Source organism: Mycobacterium sp. IDUB_1 (genome assembly GCF_055419625.1).
Map to the genome: position 1 here is coordinate 708,992 of NZ_JBVAYA010000001.1, position 21,434 is coordinate 730,425.

Below are 21,434 nucleotides of genomic sequence, written 5' to 3' on the forward strand. Positions count from 1 at the left end.
GGTCACAGGCATGTCACCGACCGGCGAGTGGGGCGTGGCCGGCAGTTCATGGCAGCTACTATCGCTTGGGTGTCGGACGGCGAGCAGCCAAAACCTCGACGACGCCGCGGGCGGCGTCGGGGCCGACGCGCGGCAGGACCCCCCGAGGCCGGCGCCGATCAGTCGAACGGCAGTGGGCAAACGACCCCCGCTGCCACTCCCGCCGAGAATGCACCGGCAACTCCGAAACCGCAACGCTCCGGCCCGCGCCGCCCCACCGAGCGCCTCCGCACCGTGCACGAGACATCGGCGGGCGGCCTGGTCATCGACGGACTCGACGGACCCAAGGACAGCCAGGTAGCCGCGCTGATCGGCCGGATCGATCGCCGCGGGCGCATGCTGTGGTCTCTACCCAAGGGCCACATCGAACGGGGTGAGACCGCCGAGCAGACGGCGATCCGGGAGGTCGCCGAAGAGACCGGCATCCAGGGCAGCGTGCTGGCCGCCCTGGGCAGCATCGACTACTGGTTCGTCACCGAAGGCCGCCGCGTCCACAAGACCGTGCACCACTATCTGATGCGCTTCGCCGGCGGCGAGCTGTCGGACGAGGACGTGGAGGTCACCGAGGTGGCCTGGGTGCCGCTGCGGGAGCTGCCGAAGCGCCTGGCCTATGCCGACGAGCGCCGACTGGCCGAGGTCGCCGACGAGCTGATCGACAAACTGCACACCGACGGGCCGTCGGCGCTGCCTCCCCTGCCCCGCAGCACGCCGCGGCGCCGGGGACAGACGCACTCGCGCACCCGCAACCACCGGTCTGATCCGCCGGCGCAACCCCAGCCGGGCCGCCGGGCGAACGGCTACGGTCAGGGTCCGTGATCGGCCTGCCCGCGCGCCTGCTCGCCGCGGTCGTCGCACTGCTGGCTGCCGTCCTGCCGATCGTCGCCTCCGCGGTCGCGCACGCCCAGCCGCCCACGCTGCCGTTCCTCACCGTCCAGATCGACGGCATCACTCCGGATGTCGTCACCACCACCAGCGATCCGATGGTCACCGTCACCGGCACCATCCGCAACGTCGGCGACCGCGCGGTGCGCGATGTAGTGGTTCGCCTCGAACGCGCCGGCCCGGTGACCTCGTCGACCGCGCTGCGCACCAACCTCGCCGGCAATGTCGACCAGTACCAACCGGTCGCGGACTTCATCACGGTCGCCCCCGAGATGGCGCGCGGACAGACCGTCCCGTTCCGGCTCGCCTACCCGCTGCGCTCGGCAGACCATCCATCGCTCGACGTCACCGAACCGGGCGTCTACCCGGTGATGGTGAACGTCAACGGCACCCCCGACTACGGCGCGCCGGCCCGCCTCGACGACTCGCGCTTCCTGCTGCCCGTGCTGGGGGTTCCGCCGGATCAGCAGAACGATGCCGCGACCGACACGGTGACCTCCGCGGTGCCCCCCGACACCACCCGGCCCGTCGGCCTGACGATGTTCTGGCCGCTGGCCGACCGGCCGCGGCTGGCGGCGGGAGCCCCGGGCGGCACCACCCCGGTGCGGCTCATCGACGACGACCTCGCGGTGTCGCTCGCCCAAGGCGGCCGGCTCGACAGTCTGCTGGCGGCAGCGGATTTCGCGACCAGCCCGCAGGTCGATCCCGGTGGCGAGGTGACCGGCGCGCTGTGCCTGGCCGTCGACCCCGACCTGCTGGTCACGGTCAACGCGATGACCAACGGCTACGTCGTCAACGACGCCGCGGACGCGGGTCCGCGCACCACACCCACACACCCGGGTACCGGCCAGCAGGCCGCCATCGGCTGGCTCACCCGGCTCAAGGCGCTGGCGCAGCGCATGTGCGTCACCGCAACGCCGTACGCGCAAGCCGACCTCGACGCGCTGCACCGTGTCGCCGATCCTGTCCTGGCCGCGGCGGCGACGGGCGGAGCCGCCGACGTCGTCGACCAGATCCTCGGCGTGGCATCCACCCGCGGCGCCACCATCGTCGGCGACGGTCCCCTCACCGCGGACGCCGTCGATCTCCTCTCGGCGCAGGGTCCGACCGTCGCTCTCGCCGCAGCGAACCTGACCGGACCCGACGAGGCCGACGGCGGACAACCCCAGACCGCCGATACGGCGCCGGTGCGGTACACGCCCAACGTGGTGACCGCACCGTTCGATCCGGCCGTCGGCGCGGCACTGGCAGGCATGGGCACTTCGCCGGAATCCCCCTCGTACCTGGTGCCGTCGCTGAGCATCCCGGTGAAACAGGATTCGGCGACCGTCCGCCGCCAGGACGCCCTCGGTGCGCTGCTGTGGCGTGGACTCGACATCGACGCCGCACCGCGCGGTCAGCTGATCATGCCGCCGTTGATGTGGAACGCGACCGCCGACGACGCGCAGGCCGTGCTGACGACGGTCGCCACCACGATCCGTTCGGGCCTGGCGGTGCCGCGGCCGCTGCGAGCCGTGCTCGACGAAGCCGCCGCGGTCCACGGCAGCGAGGCGCCCCCGACCGCCGGCGTCGTCAACCCCCGCGGACGCTTCGACGACGCCGTCGTGTCCGGCATCGCGGCGACCACCGACCGACTTCGCGGTCTCACCGACGCGCTGAGCACCGACGAGCGCACCGGGCTGACGGGACCGCAGTACACGGCGCCGCTGCGCGAGGACATGCTGCGGGCCTTGAGTCAGTCGGTGCCGCCCGACGCCCGCAACGGGCTGGCCCAGCAGCGGCTGACGACCGTCGGCTCGACCGTGGAGGATCTGTTCAAGGCCGTCACGATCGTCAACCCCGGCGGTTCCTACACGCTGGCCACCGAACGCAGCCCGCTGCCGCTCGCTTTGCGCAACGATCTACCCGTCCCGATTCGGGTTCGGCTGCAGATCGACGCCCCGCCCGGCATGACAGTGACCGATCCCGGCGAGATCGTGCTGCCTCCCGGCTTCCTGCCGCTGAAGGTGCCCATCGAGGTCCACTTCACGCAGCGCGTCGCGGTGGACGTGTCGCTGCGCACCGTCGACGGGCTGACCCTCGGGGAGCCCGTGCGATTGTCGGTGCACTCCAACGCCTACGGAAAGGTGCTGTTCTTCATCACGTTGACCGGCGGCGCCGTGCTGGTGCTGCTCGTCGGGCGCCGCCTGTGGCACCGATTCCGCGGCCAGCCCGACCGCGCCGATCTCGAAGCGGACCCGCACCGCCCTGACCCGATCGAGGTGGCGCTGGCGTACTCCGACGACGACGGGAGGCGACGATGAGCACGGCGCAACCGCGGCGGGCCGAGCTGTCCGACGCCGCCGTGGTGTCACGCTCGTGGGGTATGGCGCTCGCGACGCTGGTCAGCCGGCTCACCGGGTTCGCACGCATCGTCCTGCTCGCTGCGATCCTCGGCGCGGCGCTCTCGAGCGCGTTCACGGTGGCCAACCAGCTGCCCAACATGATCGCCGCGCTCGTCCTGGAGGCGACGTTCACCGCGATCTTCGTACCGGTACTCGCCCGCGCCGAACGTGACGATCCCGACGGCGGAACCGCATTCATCCGCAGGCTCCTGACCCTGGCCACCACCCTGCTGCTGGTGGTCACGGTCATCTCGACGGTCGGTGCCCCGCTTCTCGTCGACCTCATGCTGGGTTCGGAGCCGTTGGTGGATCGGCCGCTGACGACGGCGTTCGCCTACCTGCTGCTGCCGCAGATCATCTTCTACGGATTGTCCTCGGTGTTCATGGCGATCCTGAACACCCGCAACATCTTCGGGCCACCCGCATGGGCGCCGGTGGTCAACAACGTCGTCGCGATCGCGACCCTGGGTCTGTATCTCCTTGTGCCGGGCGAACTCTCGCTGAACCCGGTGACGATGGGCGATGCCAAGCTGCTGGTGCTCGGCATCGGCACCACGCTGGGTGTCGTCGCGCAGGCCGCGGTGCTGTTCGTGGCGATCCGCCGAGAACGGATCAGCCTGAGGCCGCTGTGGGGCATCGACGCGCGGCTGAAGAAGTTCGGGATGATGGCGCTGGCGATGGTGCTCTACGTGCTCATCAGCCAGGTCGGGTTCATCGTCGGCAATCAGGTCGCCAGCGGTGCGGCGGCCTCAGGTCCCGCGATCTACAACTACACCTGGCTCATCCTGCAGCTCCCGTTCGGGATCGTCGGCGTGACGGTGCTGACGGTCGTGATGCCACGCCTGTCGCGCAACGCCGCAGCGAACGACGGCCCGGCCGTGCTCGACGATCTGTCGCTCGCGACGCGGTTGACGATGGTGACGTTGATTCCCGTCGTCGCGCTGATGACCGTCGGTGGTCCGGCGATCGGCAGCGCGCTGTTCTCCTACGGCAACTTCGGCGCCGTCGATGCGGGATATCTCGGCATGGCGATCACGCTGTCGGCGTTCACGCTGATCCCCTACGCGCTGGTACTCCTGCAGCTGCGGGTGTTCTACGCTCGCGAGGAGCCGTGGACGCCGATCCTGCTGGTCGTGCTGATCACTGCCGTGAAGGTCGCGGGGTCGCTGGCAGCGCCGCACCTGACCACCGATCCCGAACTGGTCGCCGGCTACCTCGGTCTGGCCAATGGACTGGGCTTCCTGGCGGGCGCCACGCTCGGCTACCTGCTGCTTCGCAGCCGGCTCGACCCGCCCGGCGGGCGCCTGTTTCCCGCCGACGTGGTGCGCACCGTGCTGGTGACCATCACCGCCGCGCTGGCGGCGGGGCTGACCGCGCACGTGCTCGACCGGTTGGCCGGACTGGCGTCGCTGACCGAACACTTCGGTGCGGCCGGGTCGCTGCTCCGGTTGGCCGTCCTGGGCCTGGTCATGGGGCCGATCATCGCCGGTGTCCTGCTCGGCGCGAAGGTCCCGGAGGCGATTGCGGCGACGGCCGCAGTGCGGTCGCGCCTCGGTCGCCGGCGTGTGCCGGCCGACGCGTCCGTCCAGACCCGGTCGAGCGGCGGGCTCACGTACCCTGATCTCACCTCGACGCGACGGACGCGTCAGTTTCCCGGCGCGATGCAGCGGGGACACGAGGGCGTGGTTGGCGAACGCCGGACCGGGAAAGGAGCTGCCGTGAGCGACACCCCCGCCGGTGGTTCCCCGACACCGCCGCAGACCTTCGACCCGTCGACGGCACGGCCGTTGGCCGACGACTTCCAGCCCGATGTGCCGGATGTCTCCCCCGAACCCGAACGCGAACCGGCCGCGGTCGAACCCGAGCGCCCGACGGAAGCCATCCCCGCCGCCGGCCCGCCGCGCCCTCGTGCCGACTACAGCAACGACCCCACCCGCGAATCGCTGGCGTTCGACCCGCCCCGCGAACCGCCGCTCGAGGCTGCGACCGCCGCCGAGGACCTGCACCTCATCCCCGGCGCCACCGTCGGCAAGGGGCGCTACCGCTTGCTCGTCTTCCACGGGGGACCACCCCCCCTGCAGTTCTGGCAGGCCCTCGACACCGCGCTGGACCGGCAGGTGGCGCTGACGTTCGTCGACCCTGACGGCACCCTGCCCGCCAGCGAGGTCCAGGCCATCCTGGACCGCACGCAGCGGCTCGGACGCCTCGACATGCCTGGGGTGGCACGGGTGCTCGACGTGATGACCACCGGCTCCGGCGGGCTCGTCGTCTCCGAGTGGATCCGCGGCGGTTCCCTCGCCGAAGTCGCGGACACCTCCCCCTCCCCCATTGGGGGTGCCCGCGCGATCCAGTCACTGGCCGCGGCGGCCGAGGCAGCGCACCGCAACGGTGTCGCGTTGTCCGTCGATCACCCGGCCCGTATCCGGGTCAGCATCGAAGGCGATGTGGCGCTTGCCTTCCCGGCCACACTGTCCTCGGCGACGCCGGATGACGACATCCGCGGCATCGGCGCGGCGCTGTATGCGCTGCTGATCAACCGCTGGCCACTACCGGAGAGCGGCGAGCCCAGCGGGCTGGCCGCCGCCGAGCTGGATCCGGCGGGGCAACCACTCGAACCGCGTGCCGTCGACCGCGACATCCCATTCCAGATCTCCGCGGCCGCCGCCCGCGCGGCCCAGGAGAACGGCGGTATCCGCAGCGCGTCGACGATGCTGAATCTGCTGCAGCAGGCGACGGCGATCGCCGACCGCACCGACCATCTCGCCCCCGTGAACGAATCGGCGACCGAAGCACCGTCGGCACCCGACGCGGCGGTCGATCCCGACGAGGCAGCTCGCCGACGCAAGCGCCTGATCATCGGAGCCAGTGTGGCCGCTGCCGCGGTGGTGCTCGTGGTGATCCTGCTGGCCACCATGCTCAGCCGCATCTTCGGTGACGTCGGCAACGGGCTCAGCGGTGACGAGCTCGGCCTCAACGCGCCGACCTCGTCGGAGCCGGGTAGCAGCACTCCCGATGCCGGTGCGGTCGTGAAACCCGTTCGCGCAACTGTGTTTTCGCCCGAGGGCGAGGCCGACGCACCTGACCTGGCGGGGTTGGCGATCGACGGTGATCCATCGACGGTGTGGCCGACCGACACCTACAGCGACGCGGCTCCCTTCCCGGGGTTCAAGAACGGTGTCGGTCTGATGCTGCAGCTGGCGCAGCCGACCACGATCGGCTCGGTGGGCATCAGTGTCAACAGCACCGGTACCGCGGTCCAGATCCGTTCGGCGACGTCGGCGTCGCCGTCCTCACTGGACGACACGACCGCACTGACCCAACCGACGACGCTCAAGCCCGGAACCAACACCATCCCGGTCGAGAACGCCGCACCCACGTCCTACGTCCTGGTGTGGATCTCCACACTCGGACAGGTCAACGGCCAGAGCCGCAGCGACGTCGCGGAGATCACGCTCAAAGCCGCCGGCTGAGCGAAAACTGGTGCGCTGAGCCCCCGCTCGGGCCGCCTAGGGTTCGGCTGTGGGGATTTTCGGAGCGCACAGCGGCGGCGAGCTTCGGCCGCGCACCGACGCCGAGCTGCTGGCCGCCCACGTCGCCGGAGACCGGTACGCGTTCGAGGAACTGTTCTACCGACACCACCGGCAGCTCTACCGGCTCGCCACGCTGACCACGGCCAACCCCGACGACGCCGCCGATGCGCTGCAGGACGCCCTGCTGGCAGCGCACCGCACCGCCGGCGCCTTCCGCAACGATTCGGCGGTCAGCAGCTGGCTACACCGCATCGTGGTCAACGCCTGCTTGGACCGTCTGCGCCGCAACAAGTTCCGCGATCATGCCGCGCTCGACGAACAGCTGACCTGCGGTACGGATCCGACCCGCCGCATCGACACCGCGATCGTGATCGAACGGGCTCTGATGGGCCTGCCGGTCGAGCAACGCGCCGCGGTGGTCGCTGTCGACATGCAAGGGTTCTCCATCGCCGAGACCGCGCGGATGCTCGGTGTGGCGGAAGGAACGGTCAAGAGCCGATGCGCCAGGGCGCGGGCCAAGCTCGCGGCGTCGCTGACGGTCTTCGCCGCCGAACACATCGACTGAACCCTGTCGGATAACCTCGGACGGTCAGCGGACAACGCAACCGGCGGGGGAACACGATGGGCAACGACCTCGAACCCGTCACACCGGAGCTGCTCGCCGACCTCCAGGCCGGGCTCCTCGACGACGACACCGCCGCGCAGGTTCGCCGGCGCGTGCGCGCCGATCCCGAGGCCGCCCGCGCGTTGGCGGCGCTCGACACCGTCCGTCGGGAACTGGGCCTTCTCGGTGCCGACACCGCCTCAGCGCCCGAGGTGCCCGCCGACGTCACCGCCCGCATGGGGGCAGCGCTGCGCGACGCCCAACCGCCCCCGAAACGCCACTGACCCGCCCGAGCGGCCAACGGGAACACCCCGGCCTACCCTGGTGTTCAAGGATTGCAGGCAGAAAGGCACTCATGACCTCCTCGTCCACCGTCCACGACGTCATCATCGTCGGTTCCGGTCCCGCCGGGTACACCGCCGCTGTGTACAGCGCGCGGGCCCAGCTGAAGCCCCTCGTCTTCGAAGGCAGCCAGTTCGGCGGTGCCTTGATGACCACGACCGAGGTGGAGAACTACCCCGGCTTCAAGGACGGCATCACCGGGCCCGAACTGATGGATCAGATGCGCGAGCAGGCGCTGCGCTTCGGCGCGGACCTGCGCATGGAAGACGTCGATGCCGTCGACCTCACCGGACCGGTGAAGAAGGTCACCGTCGGCGACGAGACCTACCAGGCGCGCGCGGTCATCCTCGCGATGGGTGCGGCGGCCCGCCACCTCGGCGTCCCCGGTGAGGACGCGCTACTCGGCATGGGTGTGAGCACCTGCGCCACCTGTGACGGCTTCTTCTTCCGCGATCAGGACATCGCCGTGGTGGGCGGCGGCGACTCGGCGATGGAGGAGGCGACCTTCCTCACCCGCTTCGCGCGCAGTGTGACGCTGATCCACCGTCGCGACGAGTTCCGCGCTTCGAAGATCATGCTGGAGCGCGCCGAACAGAACGAGAAGATCACCATCCTGACCAACACCGCGGTGGAGGCCGTCGAAGGGGATCCGAAGGTCACCGGCATCAAGCTCCGCAACACCATCACCGGCGAGGAATCCTCACTCGCGGTGACCGGTGTGTTCGTGGCGATCGGGCACGATCCGCGATCGGATCTGGTGCGTGGGCAGGTCGACCTCGACGACGAGGGATACGTCCAGGTCGTCGGCCGCACCACCTACACGTCGGTCGACGGTGTCTTCGCCGCAGGCGATCTGGTGGACCACACCTATCGGCAGGCGATCACCGCCGCCGGAAGTGGTTGCGCCGCAGCCATCGATGCGGAGCGGTGGCTGGCCGATCACGCCGAGCCGGGCGAAAGAACTTCCACCACAACCGAAGACAGCGACCTGATTGGAGCACAGCAATGAGCGAGACCACCTCGGCGACCGTAGCTGTCACCGACGATTCCTTCTCTCAGGACGTTCTGGCCAGCGGCACCCCGGTGCTGGTGGATTTCTGGGCGACGTGGTGTGGGCCGTGCAAGATGGTCGCTCCCGTGCTCGAAGAGATCGCATCCGAGAAGGCCGGGGCGCTGACCGTGGCCAAACTGGACGTCGACGAGAACCCGGCGACGGCGCGTGACTTCTCGGTGGTGTCCATCCCGACCATGATCCTGTTCAAGGACGGCCAGCCGGTGAAGCGGATCGTGGGCGCAAAAGGCAAGGCTGCGCTGCTGCGCGAGCTCGCTGACGTCCTCTAGCGAACCGCATCGGACCCCCGGACACTTCCCTGGGGTTTTCCGAAATCCTCTCCCCTTCTGAGAGAATGCTGCCTATGTCGAGTCTGCGTCGCGGTGACCGTTCTGCGGCGGTCACCGAGATCCGGACCGCGTTGGCCGCCCTGGGGATGCTGCACGATCCGGACGACGACCTGGTCACCGGGCGCAGAGTCGCCCCTGACGTGTTCGACGGTGAGCTGGACCACGCAGTGCGCGCCTTTCAGCAAAACCGCGGCCTCCTCGTCGACGGAGTCGTCGGGGAGGCGACCTACCGGGCGATCAAAGAGGCCTCGTACCGCCTCGGCGCGCGGACCCTCAACCACCAGTTCGGTGCCCCGATGTACGGCGACGACGTCGCCACCCTGCAGGCGCGCCTGCAGGATCTCGGGTTCTACACCGGATTGGTCGACGGACACTTCGGCTTGCAGACCCACAACGCCTTGATGTCGTACCAGCGCGAGTACGGGCTTTTTCCGGACGGCATCTGCGGTCCGGAAACGCTGCGCTCGCTGTACAACCTCGGGTCCCGGGTGACCGGTGGTTCGCCGCACGCGATCCGCGAGGAGGAGCTGGTGCGCAGCTCCGGGCCGTGGCTTTCCGGCAAGAGGATCATCATCGATCCGGGTCGCGGCGGGGGCGACCACGGTCTGATCACCCAGGGTCCGTCGGGGCCTATTAGCGAGGCAGACATCCTGTGGGACTTGGCCAGTCGGCTCGAAGGCCGGATGACGGCCATCGGCATGGAGACGTTCCTGTCCCGTTCCGCGACCGCCTCCCCCACTGACGCCGAACGTGCCGCGACTGCGAACTCCGTCGGTGCCGACCTGATGATCAGCCTGCGATGTGAGAACCAGAAGAGCATGGCGGCCAACGGTGTCGCCTCGTTCCACTTCGGCAACTCGCACGGCTCGGTGTCCACCATCGGACGCAATCTCGCCGACTTCATCCAGCGGGAAGTCGTCGCGCGCACCGGGTTACGTGATTGCCGCGTGCACGGCCGGACGTGGGATCTGCTGCGCCTGACCCGCATGCCCACCGTTCAGGTGGACGTCGGCTACATCACCAATCCCGGCGATCGGGCCACGCTGGTCTCCCCGTCGGCCCGTGATTCCCTTGCCGAAGGCATTCTCGCAGCGGTGAAGCGGCTCTACTTGCTCGGCAAGAACGACCGCCCCACGGGCACGTTCACGTTCGCCGAGTTGCTCGCCCACGAATTGGCCGTCGAACAGTCCCGCAACAGCTAGCAGCCGCTTCAGCAGTTGGATGCCGCGCCGGCGCCGACCGGCTGCTGCAACTCCGCGCTCTCCAGCAGACGTTCCAGCGCGGCTTCGACGCCGGCTTTCCACCCGAGACCCTGCTCCAGCTCGAGCCGCAGTCGAGGGAAGTAGGTGTGGTGCGACACCACCTCGAAGCCGGCGTCGAGTAACAGATCGCTCGGAATCACGCAGGTGCCCAGTGCACAGTCGCCGAGGGTGTCGAGTACCGGTGCCACATCGGTCGGCACCTGGGCGACGTCGGCGAGCTCGTCCGCTGCGGCAGACCGCCCGAAGGCTTCCAGTGCTCGCACTCCTCGTCGTACGAGATCTCCGACCACGGCGGTGATCAGTGCGCGGGACAGGTCGTCGTGCCCGGGCCCTGTCTCGACACCCAACGACGTCAGAAGCACGGCATCCGGACTGACCGGGCCGGTCGGGAATTGTGCCGCGCGTGGCACGCTGCGTGGCGGCGCATAGAACGCGTAGCCGAGGCACGGTTCGTCGCCCGTCTCATCCTCCGGCAGCGGGGTTCGCGATTCGACAGCCAGCTGTCCGCACGACCCCCACTCCAGCATGACCATCGACAGCCAGGCTTCTTTCTCGAACTCAGGGTCCGAGAGGTGCTGGTCGTCGCCGACGATGCTCGGATCGACCTCCCAGTACACGCATCGTCGCGCATGCTTCGGCAATTGCTCGAACGCTTCGAGCCGCAGAGGGGTGATTCGTGCGGTCACTACGCTCCCGGGTGTCTCCGCCGCGAGGGGATGCGCGGCTGCTGCCCCTCAAGGATAGAAGGCACGGGTCCATTGGGCTCGATCCGGAGCAGTCCGACAGGCCGCCACGGCGTCGAGCTCGAAAACCACTGCCGCTCAGCGGCTTTCCCCGGCGTTCCGGAATCGGCGTCGGACCACTGTGCCCTAGTGTCACAGTGACGTATCGGCCGCGTGTGGTTGGTCACCGGGTTGTCGAGTTCATGAGGTCCACTATCCGCTGCAAATCGTCCACGGAACCGAACTCGACGACGATCTTGCCTTTCCGCTTGCCGAGGCTGACCGTCACGCGTGTGTCGAACGCGGACGACAGCTGCTCCGCGACATCCTGCAGCCCGGGCATCTGGATCGGCTTCCGGCGCGGCGCCGGCGGGGCGCCCGCACCTTCGCGGTTGGCCAGCGTGACGGCTTCTTCCGTCGCCCGGACAGACAGGCCCTCCGCGACGATCCGGGCAGCGAGTTCCTCTTGCTTGTCCGGTCCGCCCTCGAGGGCGAGCAACGCCCGGGCATGGCCCGCGGAGAGCACTCCCGCCGCTACTCGGCGCTGCACCGCGATCGGCAGACGCAGCAGACGGATCATGTTGGTGATCACGGGACGGGATCGCCCGATCCGCGCCGCGAGTTCATCGTGGGTGACGGCGAACTCGTCGAGCAACTGCTGATAGGCCGCCGCCTCTTCCAACGGGTTCAGCTGAGCGCGATGGATGTTCTCCAGCAGCGCGTCCCGCAGCATGCTGTCATCGGCGGTCTCGCGGACGATCGCGGGGATCGAGGCGACACCCGCTTTCTGCGCGGCCCGCCACCGGCGCTCCCCCATCACCAGCTGGTAGCGCGTCGGCGCATCCCCACTGTCCGGTATCGCACGCACCACGATCGGCTGCATCAATCCGAACTCGCGGATCGAATGCACGAGTTCGTTCAGCGCTTCTTCGTCGAATACCTGGCGCGGCTGACGCGGGTTCGGGTCGATCAGCGACGGGGCGATTTCCCGGTACACCGCGCCGACGTCACCCGCCGGTGGCGTGACGTCCGGCGGTCCGCCGAAGACAGCATCGGCGGCGGCGGCACCCATCCGGGGCCCGGTGGTGGCCGGCTCGTCGCCTTCGGCAGGGCCGGTCGGGATCAGCGACGCCAGGCCGCGTCCGAGGCCACTGCGCTTACGTGCCGGGTTGTTCATCCAAGTCCTTCGTTCGTCACACCGCTGCCGGATCGGGAGGTCGTCACTGTCGCGCCTCGGGGGCTCCGCGCTGGGCGAGCTCACGGCTGGCGTCGAGATAACTCATCGCACCCCGTGAGCCTGGGTCGTAGTCGATGATCGTCATCCCGTATCCGGGTGCTTCGGACACCTTCACGCTGCGCGGAATCACGGTTCGCAGGACCTTGTCACCGAAGTGCGCACGTACGTCGACGGCGACCTGGTCGGCCAGTTTGGTCCGACCGTCGTACATCGTCAGCACCACGGTCGTCACGTCCAGCTCGGGGTTCAGATGCGACTTCACCATCTCGATGTTCCGGAGCAGCTGGCCTACGCCCTCGAGAGCGTAGTACTCGCACTGGATCGGAATGAGGACCTCTGGGGCGGCGACAAGTGCGTTGATCGTGAGCAGACCGAGAGAGGGCGGGCAGTCGATGAAGACGTAGTCGAAGTCGTGATGCTTCAACTCGGCGAGTGCGGTGCGCAGTCGCCCTTCTCGAGCGACCATGCTCACGAGCTCGATCTCGGCGCCGGCCAGGTCGATTGTCGCCGGAACGCAGAACAACAGCTCGTTGTGCGGGCTCTGCTGGAGCGCCGACTCGACGGAGATCTCACCGATGAGCACCTCGTACGACGACGGTGTCCCGGGACGGTGCTCGATGCCGAGCGCGGTGCTCGCGTTGCCCTGCGGATCGAGATCGATGACGAGCGTACGTGCGCCCTGCAGGGCCAGGGCTGCCGCGATGTTCACTGCCGTCGTGGTCTTGCCGACGCCGCCCTTCTGGTTCGCGACCGTGAAGATCCGCTGGCGAGCTGGCTTGGGCAGCAGGCCCTCGGACGCGGCATGCATCAGTCGGACGGCGCGTTCGGCCTCGGCTCCGATCGGGGTGTCGACGTCATGGGTACCCCACGTTTCACGTGAAACATCCGGGGTGGGCTCCTCGGCCGTTGACGTCACCGTTGTCTCCTTCCCGCCGGAGTCCGACGACGTCGCTCCTCTTCCAGAAACCCTACGACCACTGTCGCGGGCGGGTCCACGAATTGCGCGCCACACGTCCTCACCTCAACCTCGGTCAGTCCGAGCGCGGCCAACGACTGGCGATGCTCGTGCACCTCATCGGCAGCGCGCTCGCCTTTCATCGCGAGCATCCGACCACCGACCCGCAGAAGTGGCACGCTCCATTTCGCGATCTTGTCCAGAGACGCCACCGCACGGGACACCACTGCATCCTGCTCCCCCACGACCTCGCGAACGGATCGATCCTCAGCCCTGCCTCGTACGACCACGGACCCCAGGCCGAGCTCGGTGACCACCTCGCGGAGGAAGTCGCTGCGCCGAAGCAAGGGTTCGATCAGAGTCACGGAGACGTCGGGCCGGGCCAGCGCCAACGGTATCCCGGGAAGGCCCGCACCGCTGCCGATGTCGGCGACAGCCTCTCCGCGGTCGACCACATCGGCAATCGCGGCGCTGTTCAGAATGTGGCGATCCCACAGCCGCTCGACTTCACGCGGACCCAGCAGTCCGCGTTCGACACCGTCACCGGCCAAGATCTCTGCGTAACGGAGCGCGGCATCGGCAGCGTCACCGAAGACTGCCGTCACCGCCGCAGGCGGCGCTGGCACCTCCGCATGTTTCACGTGAAACATCCCCTGCCTCGAGTCCGACACTGGTCCGCCCACCGAACTACATCGGTGTAACTCCAGGAGTCTCAGTCGACGAGGACGACCACGCGACGCGACGGCTCCACGCCCTCGCTCTCGCTGTGCACCCCGTCCACCTCTGCCACGGCGTCGTGCACGATCTTGCGCTCGAACGGCGTCATGGGGGACAGCTCTTCGCGCTCACCGGTCTCGAGAACGCGATGGGCCACCTTGCTACCCAGAGTCGCCAGCTCGTCGCGACGGCGCTTACGCCACTGCGCGATGTCGAGCATCAAGCGACTCCGCTCCCCCGTCTTCTGGTGGACAGCCAACCGAGTCAGCTCCTGGAGGGCGTCGAGCACCTCACCCTTACGGCCGACCAACTTCGTCAGGTCGCCACCGCCGTCGATGCTCACGACCGCGCGGTCGCCCTCGACGTCAAGATCGATGTCACCGTCGAAGTCCAACAGATCCAGTAGCTCCTCGAGATAGTCACCGGCGATCTCGCCCTCGGCGACGAGCCGGTCCTCGAGATCGCCCGTGCCCGACGGAACATCGCTCGTCGACTCATCGACGACGACGTCCGAGCTCGTCTCGTGGATCTCTTCCAGGGACGTCGTCTCTGAATTCGTCATGGATATACCTCTCCCTCGTTCGCGGTCACCCGCGCGTCAACGTTTCCGCTTCTTGGGGCGCGCGCCGGGTTTCGGGGTTCGGCTCACCGCCCCGTTGCGTGTCGCAGCATCGCCAGCGCTCTCGCTCGAGCCCGACGACCCCTGTTCCGTTCCACTGGACTCGACGATCTCCAGGTCATCGGCAGCTGTGGCATCCGCAGATTCACCATCGAGGCGCGCGGCCTTCTTCCGGCTCGGCTTCGCTCCCGGCGCGGGTGCGTTCGCCGCGCGGCGCTCCAGCGCCTCCTGCTTCTTGGCTTCCTCTTCCTTCTCGATCTTGCCGAACACGTAGTGCTGCTGACCGAAGGTCCAGATGTTGTTGGCGAACCAGTACAACAAGATGGCCAACGGAAGGAACGGGCCGCCGACAACCACGCCCAGCGGGAAGACGTAGAGCGCGAGCTTGTTCATCATCGCGGTCTGCGGGTTGGCGGCCGCTTCCGGACTCTGACGAGCCACCGACGCGCGGCTGTTGAAGTACGTGGCGACACCGGCAGCGATCATGATGGGGACGCCCACGGCGATCACGGCCGGGCGGTGGAACTCGGTGAATGCCTCGAGGCCGTGCTTCTGGATCATCGTCGCGCCGAGCGGAGCCCCGAACAGGTTGGCGTCCAGGAAGTGCCCGACGTCGGTGGCGCTGAAGAAGTAGTTGCCGAGGCTCTTGTTCTCCTCGACCGAGAGGCCAAGTCGACCGATGCCCGTCTGTGTCCGGTTGAAGGACATCAGCACGTGATACAGACCCAGGAACACCGGAATCTGCGCCAGCATCGGCAAGCAGCCGAGGATCGGGTTGAACCCGTGCTCCTTCTGCAGCTTCTGCATCTCCAGCGCCATGCGCTGCCGATCCTTGCCGTACTTCTTCTGCAGAGCCTTGATCTGCGGCTGCAGCTCCTGCATCTGGCGCGTGGTGCGGATCTGCCGAACGAACGGCTTGTAGAGGATCGCTCGCAGCGTGAACACGAGGAACATCACCGACAGCGCCCAGGCGAAGAAGTTCGAGGGGCCCAGCAGGAACGCGAACGCCTTGTACCAGACCCACATGATCGCCGACACCGGGTAATAGATGATGTCGAGGCTGAAGAAGTTAAACACGCGGCAGACTCTTCCCTTGCTGATCCGGTTGGTCTTCTAGGTCTACGGGGTTCTCGCGGGGACCACCGACTGTCACAGCGGTGGCGTCACTGTGACGATCACACTCCGGGCGTACGTGACCGGGAGAACGATCGGGAATCGGGTCCCACCCTCCGTTATGCCATGGTCCGCATTTGAGCAGACGAACCAGAGCCAGCCAGCTCCCCCGCACCAAGCCGAACTCGGTGAGAGCCTCGACGGCGTACTGGCTGCAGGTGGGTGTGAATCGGCACGTCGGGAGACGCAGCGGAGAGACGGTGGTGCGGTAGAGCTGAATCGTCCACACGAGAGCGCGGACCGCGCGGGAACTCACGGCGCGGGAACTCACGAGGAGGCCTCCGCACGACTCCTGATGCGGCGCAACGCGGTACGCACCTGCTGCTCGAGACGAAGGGATACTGCGTGTCGGCTACCCGGGAGCGCGCGGATGACCACTCGATCGGTGGAGTTCAGATCAGGCAGGAGGGTACGGGCGACATGACGAAGACGCCTCGACACCTGATGCCGCTGGACGGCATTGCCGACCGCTTTGGAGACGACCAAGCCAATCCGTGGTCCGGCTTCCTCGGTCTGATCAGAACGCAGGCAGTAGACGACGAGATCAGGCTGAGCCGCCCGCGTCCCTCGACTGACTGTGGCACCGAACTCGGTCGACCTGGTCATCCGGTTCTGTGCCGGAAGCACCGCGTCAGACCTGGCGTCGTGTCACGCAGTCAGTGACTGGCGGCCTTTGCGGCGCCGACCGGACACGATGGCGCGCCCCGCACGGGTGCGCATCCGCAGCCGGAACCCGTGCACGCGTGCGCGGCGCCGGTTGTTGGGCTGGAAGGTCCGCTTGCCCTTGGCCACGGCAGTCACTCCTTGTTGGTCTGGCCCCCACGCTCTGTCCGTGTCTCACGACGGGCATCGCGCTGTCGGCCGTTGGTAAGTTCGGCGGTCTTACTTTGCCGGCGCGGCCTCCGACGTAAGCCGGATCGCAGCCGTATCACCACGTGCGGGCGACTGTTCGAGGGTACTGACGAGAATTCGCCGGGTCAAACCTGCGTCGAACCACCTCCGGTGGTGACGAGCACCGGCAGAGTCGCACGTCAGGAGCATCACATTCACCTCAGCCGTCACGCGGATCTGGAACGATTGCGCCAGGCGGACTTACGCTTCCCCGCAATGTTGCAGAACTGTTGGCACTCGGAGAGAAAACTGTTAGCTTCTGGCAAGGCCGATTCCATGCCGGGACGGCGCAAGACAACGAAGCGAGGATCGTCCACTCGATCGAGAGCCCACCACGTGTCATCGCGTGGTGATGAGTTCCGAGGATTGGCAGCCTCGCTGGTAGACAGCGAACAACGACGGATCCCTGTATTTCCACAACCTGTGGATAACTTTGTGGACAGTTCGTCGTTGTGGTGTAGCCGTCCTCGCGGCGGCCGGTAGGGGGTGGGTGTTCTTGTCAGCCGACCCCGACCCTCCGTTCGTCTCGATCTGGAACAACGTCGTCACCGAACTCAACGGTGATCGCGGTTCCTCCAGCGGCACCCTCACCCCGCAGCAGCGGGCGTGGCTCAAGCTCGTCCAACCCCTCGTCATCACCGAGGGGTTCGCTCTGTTGTCGGTACCCACCCCGTTCGTCCAGAACGAGATCGAACGTCATCTGCGGGAGCCGATCATCGCCGCGCTGAGCCGCCAGCTCGGCCAGCGCGTGGAGTTGGGGGTTCGTATTGCCGACCCCGAACCCGACGACTCCCCCGTCTTCACCCCGGTCTCTGTTCCTGATACCGACGACGACCTCGTCGACGACGATCTGGCCGCCCGCGCCAGCGCCGAGGAGAACTGGCCGAGCTTCTTCGCCAATCGTGGGCAGAACACCGCTCCCGACGACGCGACAGCGATCAACCTCAATCGCCGCTACACCTTCGACACTTTCGTGATCGGGGCCTCCAACCGTTTCGCCCATGCCGCGTCACTCGCGATCGCCGAGGCGCCGGCGCGCGCCTACAACCCGTTGTTCATCTGGGGCGAATCGGGTTTGGGCAAAACACATCTGCTCCACGCGGCGGGCAACTACGCCCAGCGGTTGTTTCCCGGCATGCGGGTCAAGTACGTGTCAACCGAGGAATTCACCAACGACTTCATCAACTCCCTGCGCGATGATCGCCGCGCGTCGTTCAAGCGCACCTACCGCGACATCGACGTGCTGCTGGTCGACGACATCCAGTTCATCGAGGGCAAAGACGGTATCCAGGAAGAGTTCTTCCACACCTTCAACACCCTGCACAACGCGAACAAGCAGATCGTCATCTCCTCCGATCGCCCGCCCAAACAGCTCGCGACCCTGGAGGACAGGCTTCGGACCCGCTTCGAGTGGGGCCTGATCACCGATGTCCAGCCGCCCGAGCTCGAGACCCGGATCGCGATCCTGCGCAAGAAGGCGCAGATGGACCGTCTCGACGTGCCCGATGACGTGCTCGAACTGATCGCCAGCCGCATCGAACGCAACATCCGCGAACTCGAGGGCGCCCTCATCCGGGTGACCGCGTTCGCCTCGCTGAACAAGACATCGATCGACAAGTCGCTGGCCGAAATCGTGCTGCGTGACCTGATTTCCGATTCGTCGACGATGCAGATCAGCACCGCGGCGATCATGGCCGCCACCGCCGAGTACTTCGAGACCAGCATCGACGAACTACGCGGCCCCGGCAAGACCCGTGCGTTGGCGCAGTCGCGCCAGATCGCGATGTACCTGTGTCGCGAACTCACCGATCTCTCCCTGCCCAAGATCGGTCAGGCATTCGGCCGCGACCACACCACAGTCATGTACGCGGAGAAGAAGATTCGCGGCGAGATGGCTGAGCGACGTGAAGTCTTCGATCACGTCAAAGAACTCACCACGCGGATCCGTCAGCGCGCCAAGCGCTGACCGCCGACCCCCGTTTCTCCCCCTCCGCCGCCGACACGCGGCCCTGTGTCGTACTCACGACACGCCGGGTACTGCCCTCTCTCCCGGCCGTCCGCCCGAAAAACTTCTCTCTCGTTCGCACCACGAGTCACAGCCGCGGTCTGGGGAGCACCTGTGTACAACCTGTCGTCAACCCGCGTGCACAGTGGGGTGTTCTTCCCCAGATCGCTGTTCATCCCCAACCGGCCGATGTCATCCCACCGCCGATACACAGATGCCCCACAGCCGTTCACCGCGCTGGCCTGCGCGAAACCCCTCATATCCCCAGATTGCACAACACCTAGTACTACTGCTCATTTCTCTCTATCAATATCTCTTGGAAGAAGACCCCTGGGGAAAGCACACGGTGGACGGCCCCACGGGGACCTCTCGGCGTGGGCCTGTCGGCCCGATCGTTTAGCTTTCAAGTTGGAGCGGAAAGCTCTACGGTGGTTCATCGACAGCCGTTCCGGTCGTCGCAGCGTGTCGTAGCGGCGCGGTGTGCCCGTCGGAGAAATCGCTGATCAAGGCTTCATCGGGGTGTACATCGAAGGGACGCAATAAACGTGGCGACGTCAACGGTAGGTCTCACGGACTTGAAGTTCCGGCTGAGCCGCGAAGAGTTCGCCGACGCAGTCGCCTGGGTGGCCCGTAATCTGCCGTCACGGCCGACGGTGCCCGTCCTGGCCGGCGTCCTGCTGACCGGATCCGACGAGGGTCTCACGATCTCCGGATTCGACTACGAAGTCTCCGCCGAAGTCCAGATCGCCGCCGAAATAGCCTCTCCGGGAAGTGTTTTGGTGTCCGGTCGGTTGTTGTCCGACATCGTCCGGGCCTTGCCCGCCAAACCTGTCGATGTCAGCGTCGAAGGCACCCGCGTCGCGTTGACCTGCGGAAGTGCCCGCTTCTCACTGCCGACCATGGCAGTCGAGGACTACCCGACGCTGCCCACCCTGCCCGACGAGACCGGTGTCGTCGCCACAGATGTGTTCGCCGAGGCCATCGGCCAGGTCGCCGTCGCCGCCGGCCGCGATGATACGCTGCCGATGCTGACCGGGGTCCGCGTCGAGATTTCCGGTGAGAAGGTGGTTTTGGCGGCCACCGACCGGTTCCGCCTCGCCGTTCGCGAACTGACATGGTCGACGGCCACCCCCGGCGTGGAAGCTGCAGTCCTGGTGCCCGCGAAGACTTTGTCGGAGGCCGCCAAAGCGGGCAGCGACGGCAACGAAGTGCATCTCGCGCTCGGATCCGGCCCCACCGTCGGCAAAGAAGGCCTGCTGGGTATTCGCAGCAAGGGCAAGCGCAGCACCACTCGCCTGCTCGACGCCGAATTCCCGAAGTTCCGCCAGCTCCTGCCGACCGAACACACCGCGGTGGCCACCATCGGGGTCGCCGAGTTGACCGAGGCGATCAAGCGTGTCGCCCTGGTGGCCGATCGTGGTGCCCAAGTGCGGATGGAATTCTCCGATGACGTGCTGCGGCTCTCGGCCGGCGCCGACGACGTCGGTCGCGCCGAGGAGGATCTGCCGGTCGAGTTCTCCGGTGAACCACTGACCATCGCGTTCAACCCGACGTATCTGACCGACGGGCTGGGCTCGCTGCATGCCGACCGGGTCACTTTCGGTTTCACGACGCCCAGCCGGCCTGCGGTGCTCCGCCCCGCGGGCCAGGATGATGTGAGTAGCGACGGTGCGGGACCGTATCCGGCGGCACAGACGGATTACGTCTATCTGCTGATGCCGGTGCGCCTCCCCGGCTGATCGCACTCACCGACTACAGGAGGGCGCTGACATGCAGCTCGGTCTCATCGGCCTGGGCAAGATGGGCTTCAACATGCGGGCTCGCCTGCGTGATGGCGGACACGAGGTCATCGGGTACGACCCGCGGCCCGAGGTGTCCGACGTGGCCACGCTGGCCGACCTCGCGGCAGCGTTGCAGGCTCCTCGGGTGGTCTGGGTGATGGTGCCATCCGGATCCATCACCGATCAGACCATCACCGAGCTGGCCGGCGTGCTCTCGCAGGGTGACCTCGTCATCGACGGCGGCAACTCCCGCTACACCGAAGACAAGCCGCACGCAGAACTGTTGGCGCAGAAGGGCATTGCCTTCATCGATGCGGGTGTATCCGGCGGTATCTGGGGTTTGACGGAGGGCTACGGCCTGATGGTGGGAGGCAGTGACGACGATGTCGCGCGGGCCATGCCCATCTTCGACACGCTGCGTCCACCGGGACCGGTGGAAGACGGCTTCGTCCATGTCGGTCCCGTCGGTGCCGGGCACTTCGCCAAAATGGTGCACAACGGCGTGGAGTACGCCCTGATGACGGCATACGCCGAGGGTTACGAGATGTTGGCAGCTGAGGATCTGGTGAAGGATCCGCAGGCGGTGTACCAGGCGTGGACCAACGGCACCGTGGTCCGCTCGTGGTTGCAGCAGCTCCTGGCCAAGGCGCTGAAGGAAGATCCGAACCTCAACGAGATCAGCGGTTACACAGAGGATTCCGGTGAAGGGCGGTGGACGGTCGAAGAAGCCATCCGGCTGCGGGTACCGGTTCCGAGCATCGCCGCGTCGCTGTTTGCGCGGTTCCTGTCCCGCCAGGATGACTCGCCGACGATGAAGGCCGTCGCGGCACTGCGGAACCAATTCGGTGGGCATGCGGTGAAGAGGGTGAGCGAGTCCGGGTGAGCGAGGC

General features: G+C 67.3%; 18 protein-coding genes and 2 pseudogenes. 11 read left to right on the forward strand and 9 right to left on the reverse strand.

The window, feature by feature from the left end:
• Positions 1-69 precede the first annotated feature (69 nt).
• From ACZYYX_RS03610 to ACZYYX_RS03645, 8 genes and pseudogenes are all read left to right on the forward strand, one after another.
• Positions 70-855, forward strand: a complete 786-nt coding sequence (locus ACZYYX_RS03610; protein WP_463813060.1) for an NUDIX hydrolase — start codon at positions 70-72, stop codon at positions 853-855.
• Positions 852-3,224 (forward strand): hypothetical protein, encoded by a 2,373-nt coding sequence (locus ACZYYX_RS03615; protein ID WP_463813061.1) that lies wholly within the window; start codon positions 852-854, stop codon positions 3,222-3,224. The genes ACZYYX_RS03610 and ACZYYX_RS03615 overlap by 4 nt, the downstream gene beginning before the upstream one ends.
• On the forward strand, positions 3,221-6,775 hold the full coding sequence (gene murJ / locus ACZYYX_RS03620; protein WP_463813062.1) for a murein biosynthesis integral membrane protein MurJ: 3,555 nt from the start codon (positions 3,221-3,223) through the stop codon (positions 6,773-6,775). The genes ACZYYX_RS03615 and murJ overlap by 4 nt, the downstream gene beginning before the upstream one ends.
• 49 nt (positions 6,776-6,824) lie before the next feature.
• Positions 6,825-7,400, forward strand: a complete 576-nt coding sequence (sigM, locus tag ACZYYX_RS03625; protein WP_463813063.1) for an RNA polymerase sigma factor SigM — start codon at positions 6,825-6,827, stop codon at positions 7,398-7,400.
• Positions 7,401-7,456: 56 nt separating this feature from the next.
• A pseudogene (locus ACZYYX_RS03630) lies at positions 7,457-7,717 on the forward strand (hypothetical protein); the annotation flags it as partial.
• A gap of 77 nt (positions 7,718-7,794) precedes the next feature.
• The gene (gene trxB, locus ACZYYX_RS03635) at positions 7,795-8,790 is read left to right on the forward strand and encodes a thioredoxin-disulfide reductase (protein WP_463813064.1); all 996 of its coding nucleotides are present in this window, start codon (positions 7,795-7,797) and stop codon (positions 8,788-8,790) included.
• On the forward strand, positions 8,787-9,122 hold the full coding sequence (trxA, locus tag ACZYYX_RS03640) for a thioredoxin (RefSeq protein WP_463813065.1): 336 nt from the start codon (positions 8,787-8,789) through the stop codon (positions 9,120-9,122). Before trxB ends, trxA begins: the two co-directional genes overlap by 4 nt.
• A 74-nt stretch (positions 9,123-9,196) precedes the next feature.
• Positions 9,197-10,384, forward strand: a complete 1,188-nt coding sequence (locus ACZYYX_RS03645; protein ID WP_463813066.1) for an N-acetylmuramoyl-L-alanine amidase — start codon at positions 9,197-9,199, stop codon at positions 10,382-10,384.
• A gap of 8 nt (positions 10,385-10,392) precedes the next feature.
• Here the strand turns inward: ACZYYX_RS03645 and ACZYYX_RS03650 are convergent, their stop codons facing one another.
• The 9 genes from ACZYYX_RS03650 to rpmH all read right to left on the reverse strand — a co-directional run bounded on the left by ACZYYX_RS03650 (position 10,393) and on the right by rpmH (position 16,659).
• A complete protein-coding gene (locus ACZYYX_RS03650) occupies positions 10,393-11,130 on the reverse strand; it encodes an acetyltransferase (RefSeq protein WP_463813067.1) in 738 nt (245 codons plus the stop codon).
• Positions 11,131-11,350: 220 nt separating this feature from the next.
• Positions 11,351-12,343 (reverse strand): ParB/RepB/Spo0J family partition protein, encoded by a 993-nt coding sequence (locus ACZYYX_RS03655; RefSeq protein ID WP_463813068.1) that lies wholly within the window; start codon positions 12,341-12,343, stop codon positions 11,351-11,353.
• 43 nt (positions 12,344-12,386) lie between these two features.
• Entirely contained in the window at positions 12,387-13,319 is a 933-nt protein-coding gene (locus ACZYYX_RS03660) for a ParA family protein (RefSeq protein ID WP_463813069.1), read from the reverse strand.
• Positions 13,316-13,999 (reverse strand): 16S rRNA (guanine(527)-N(7))-methyltransferase RsmG, encoded by a 684-nt coding sequence (rsmG, locus tag ACZYYX_RS03665; protein ID WP_463813070.1) that lies wholly within the window; start codon positions 13,997-13,999, stop codon positions 13,316-13,318. Before rsmG ends, ACZYYX_RS03660 begins: the two co-directional genes overlap by 4 nt.
• Positions 14,000-14,070: 71 nt before the next feature.
• Complete coding sequence (locus ACZYYX_RS03670; protein ID WP_463813071.1) at positions 14,071-14,637, reverse strand: Jag family protein; 567 nt, start codon at positions 14,635-14,637, stop codon at positions 14,071-14,073.
• 36 nt (positions 14,638-14,673) lie between these two features.
• The gene (yidC, locus tag ACZYYX_RS03675) at positions 14,674-15,720 is read right to left on the reverse strand and encodes a membrane protein insertase YidC (protein ID WP_463814790.1); all 1,047 of its coding nucleotides are present in this window, start codon (positions 15,718-15,720) and stop codon (positions 14,674-14,676) included.
• Between the two features lie 43 nt (positions 15,721-15,763).
• On the reverse strand, positions 15,764-16,138 hold the full coding sequence (gene yidD, locus ACZYYX_RS03680) for a membrane protein insertion efficiency factor YidD (RefSeq protein ID WP_463813072.1): 375 nt from the start codon (positions 16,136-16,138) through the stop codon (positions 15,764-15,766).
• Positions 16,135-16,494: a ribonuclease P protein component gene (gene rnpA, locus ACZYYX_RS03685; protein ID WP_463813073.1), complete on the reverse strand. Its 360-nt coding sequence runs from the start codon at positions 16,492-16,494 to the stop codon at positions 16,135-16,137. Before rnpA ends, yidD begins: the two co-directional genes overlap by 4 nt.
• A gap of 21 nt (positions 16,495-16,515) precedes the next feature.
• Positions 16,516-16,659, reverse strand: a complete 144-nt coding sequence (gene rpmH, locus ACZYYX_RS03690) for a 50S ribosomal protein L34 (protein WP_046365060.1) — start codon at positions 16,657-16,659, stop codon at positions 16,516-16,518.
• Between the two features lie 595 nt (positions 16,660-17,254).
• Here rpmH and dnaA point away from each other — a divergent pair.
• From dnaA to gnd, 3 genes and pseudogenes are all read left to right on the forward strand, one after another.
• Positions 17,255-18,724, forward strand: coding sequence for a chromosomal replication initiator protein DnaA (gene dnaA / locus ACZYYX_RS03695; RefSeq protein ID WP_463813074.1), 1,470 nt, complete (start codon positions 17,255-17,257; stop codon positions 18,722-18,724).
• A 584-nt stretch (positions 18,725-19,308) separates the two neighbouring features.
• A complete protein-coding gene (dnaN, locus tag ACZYYX_RS03700) occupies positions 19,309-20,502 on the forward strand; it encodes a DNA polymerase III subunit beta (protein ID WP_463813075.1) in 1,194 nt (397 codons plus the stop codon).
• 19 nt (positions 20,503-20,521) lie between these two features.
• Positions 20,522-21,427, forward strand: a pseudogene (gnd, locus tag ACZYYX_RS03705) (phosphogluconate dehydrogenase (NAD(+)-dependent, decarboxylating)); the annotation flags it as partial.
• Positions 21,428-21,434: the final 7 nt, after the last annotated feature.

What these genes read in the sequence shown, in the direction of transcription:
- murJ (WP_463813062.1), top strand. Translation starts at nt 3,221, where the DNA reads ATGAGCACGGCGCAACCGCGGCGGGCCGAGCTGTCCGACGCCGCCGTG.
- trxB (WP_463813064.1), top strand. Translation starts at nt 7,795, where the DNA reads ATGACCTCCTCGTCCACCGTCCACGACGTCATCATCGTCGGTTCCGGT.
- trxA (WP_463813065.1), top strand. Translation starts at nt 8,787, where the DNA reads ATGAGCGAGACCACCTCGGCGACCGTAGCTGTCACCGACGATTCCTTC.
- ACZYYX_RS03645 (WP_463813066.1), top strand. Translation starts at nt 9,197, where the DNA reads ATGTCGAGTCTGCGTCGCGGTGACCGTTCTGCGGCGGTCACCGAGATC.
- ACZYYX_RS03655 (WP_463813068.1), bottom strand. Translation starts at nt 12,343, where the DNA reads ATGAACAACCCGGCACGTAAGCGCAGTGGCCTCGGACGCGGCCTGGCG.
- ACZYYX_RS03670 (WP_463813071.1), bottom strand. Translation starts at nt 14,637, where the DNA reads ATGACGAATTCAGAGACGACGTCCCTGGAAGAGATCCACGAGACGAGC.
- yidC (WP_463814790.1), bottom strand. Translation starts at nt 15,720, where the DNA reads ATGTGGGTCTGGTACAAGGCGTTCGCGTTCCTGCTGGGCCCCTCGAAC.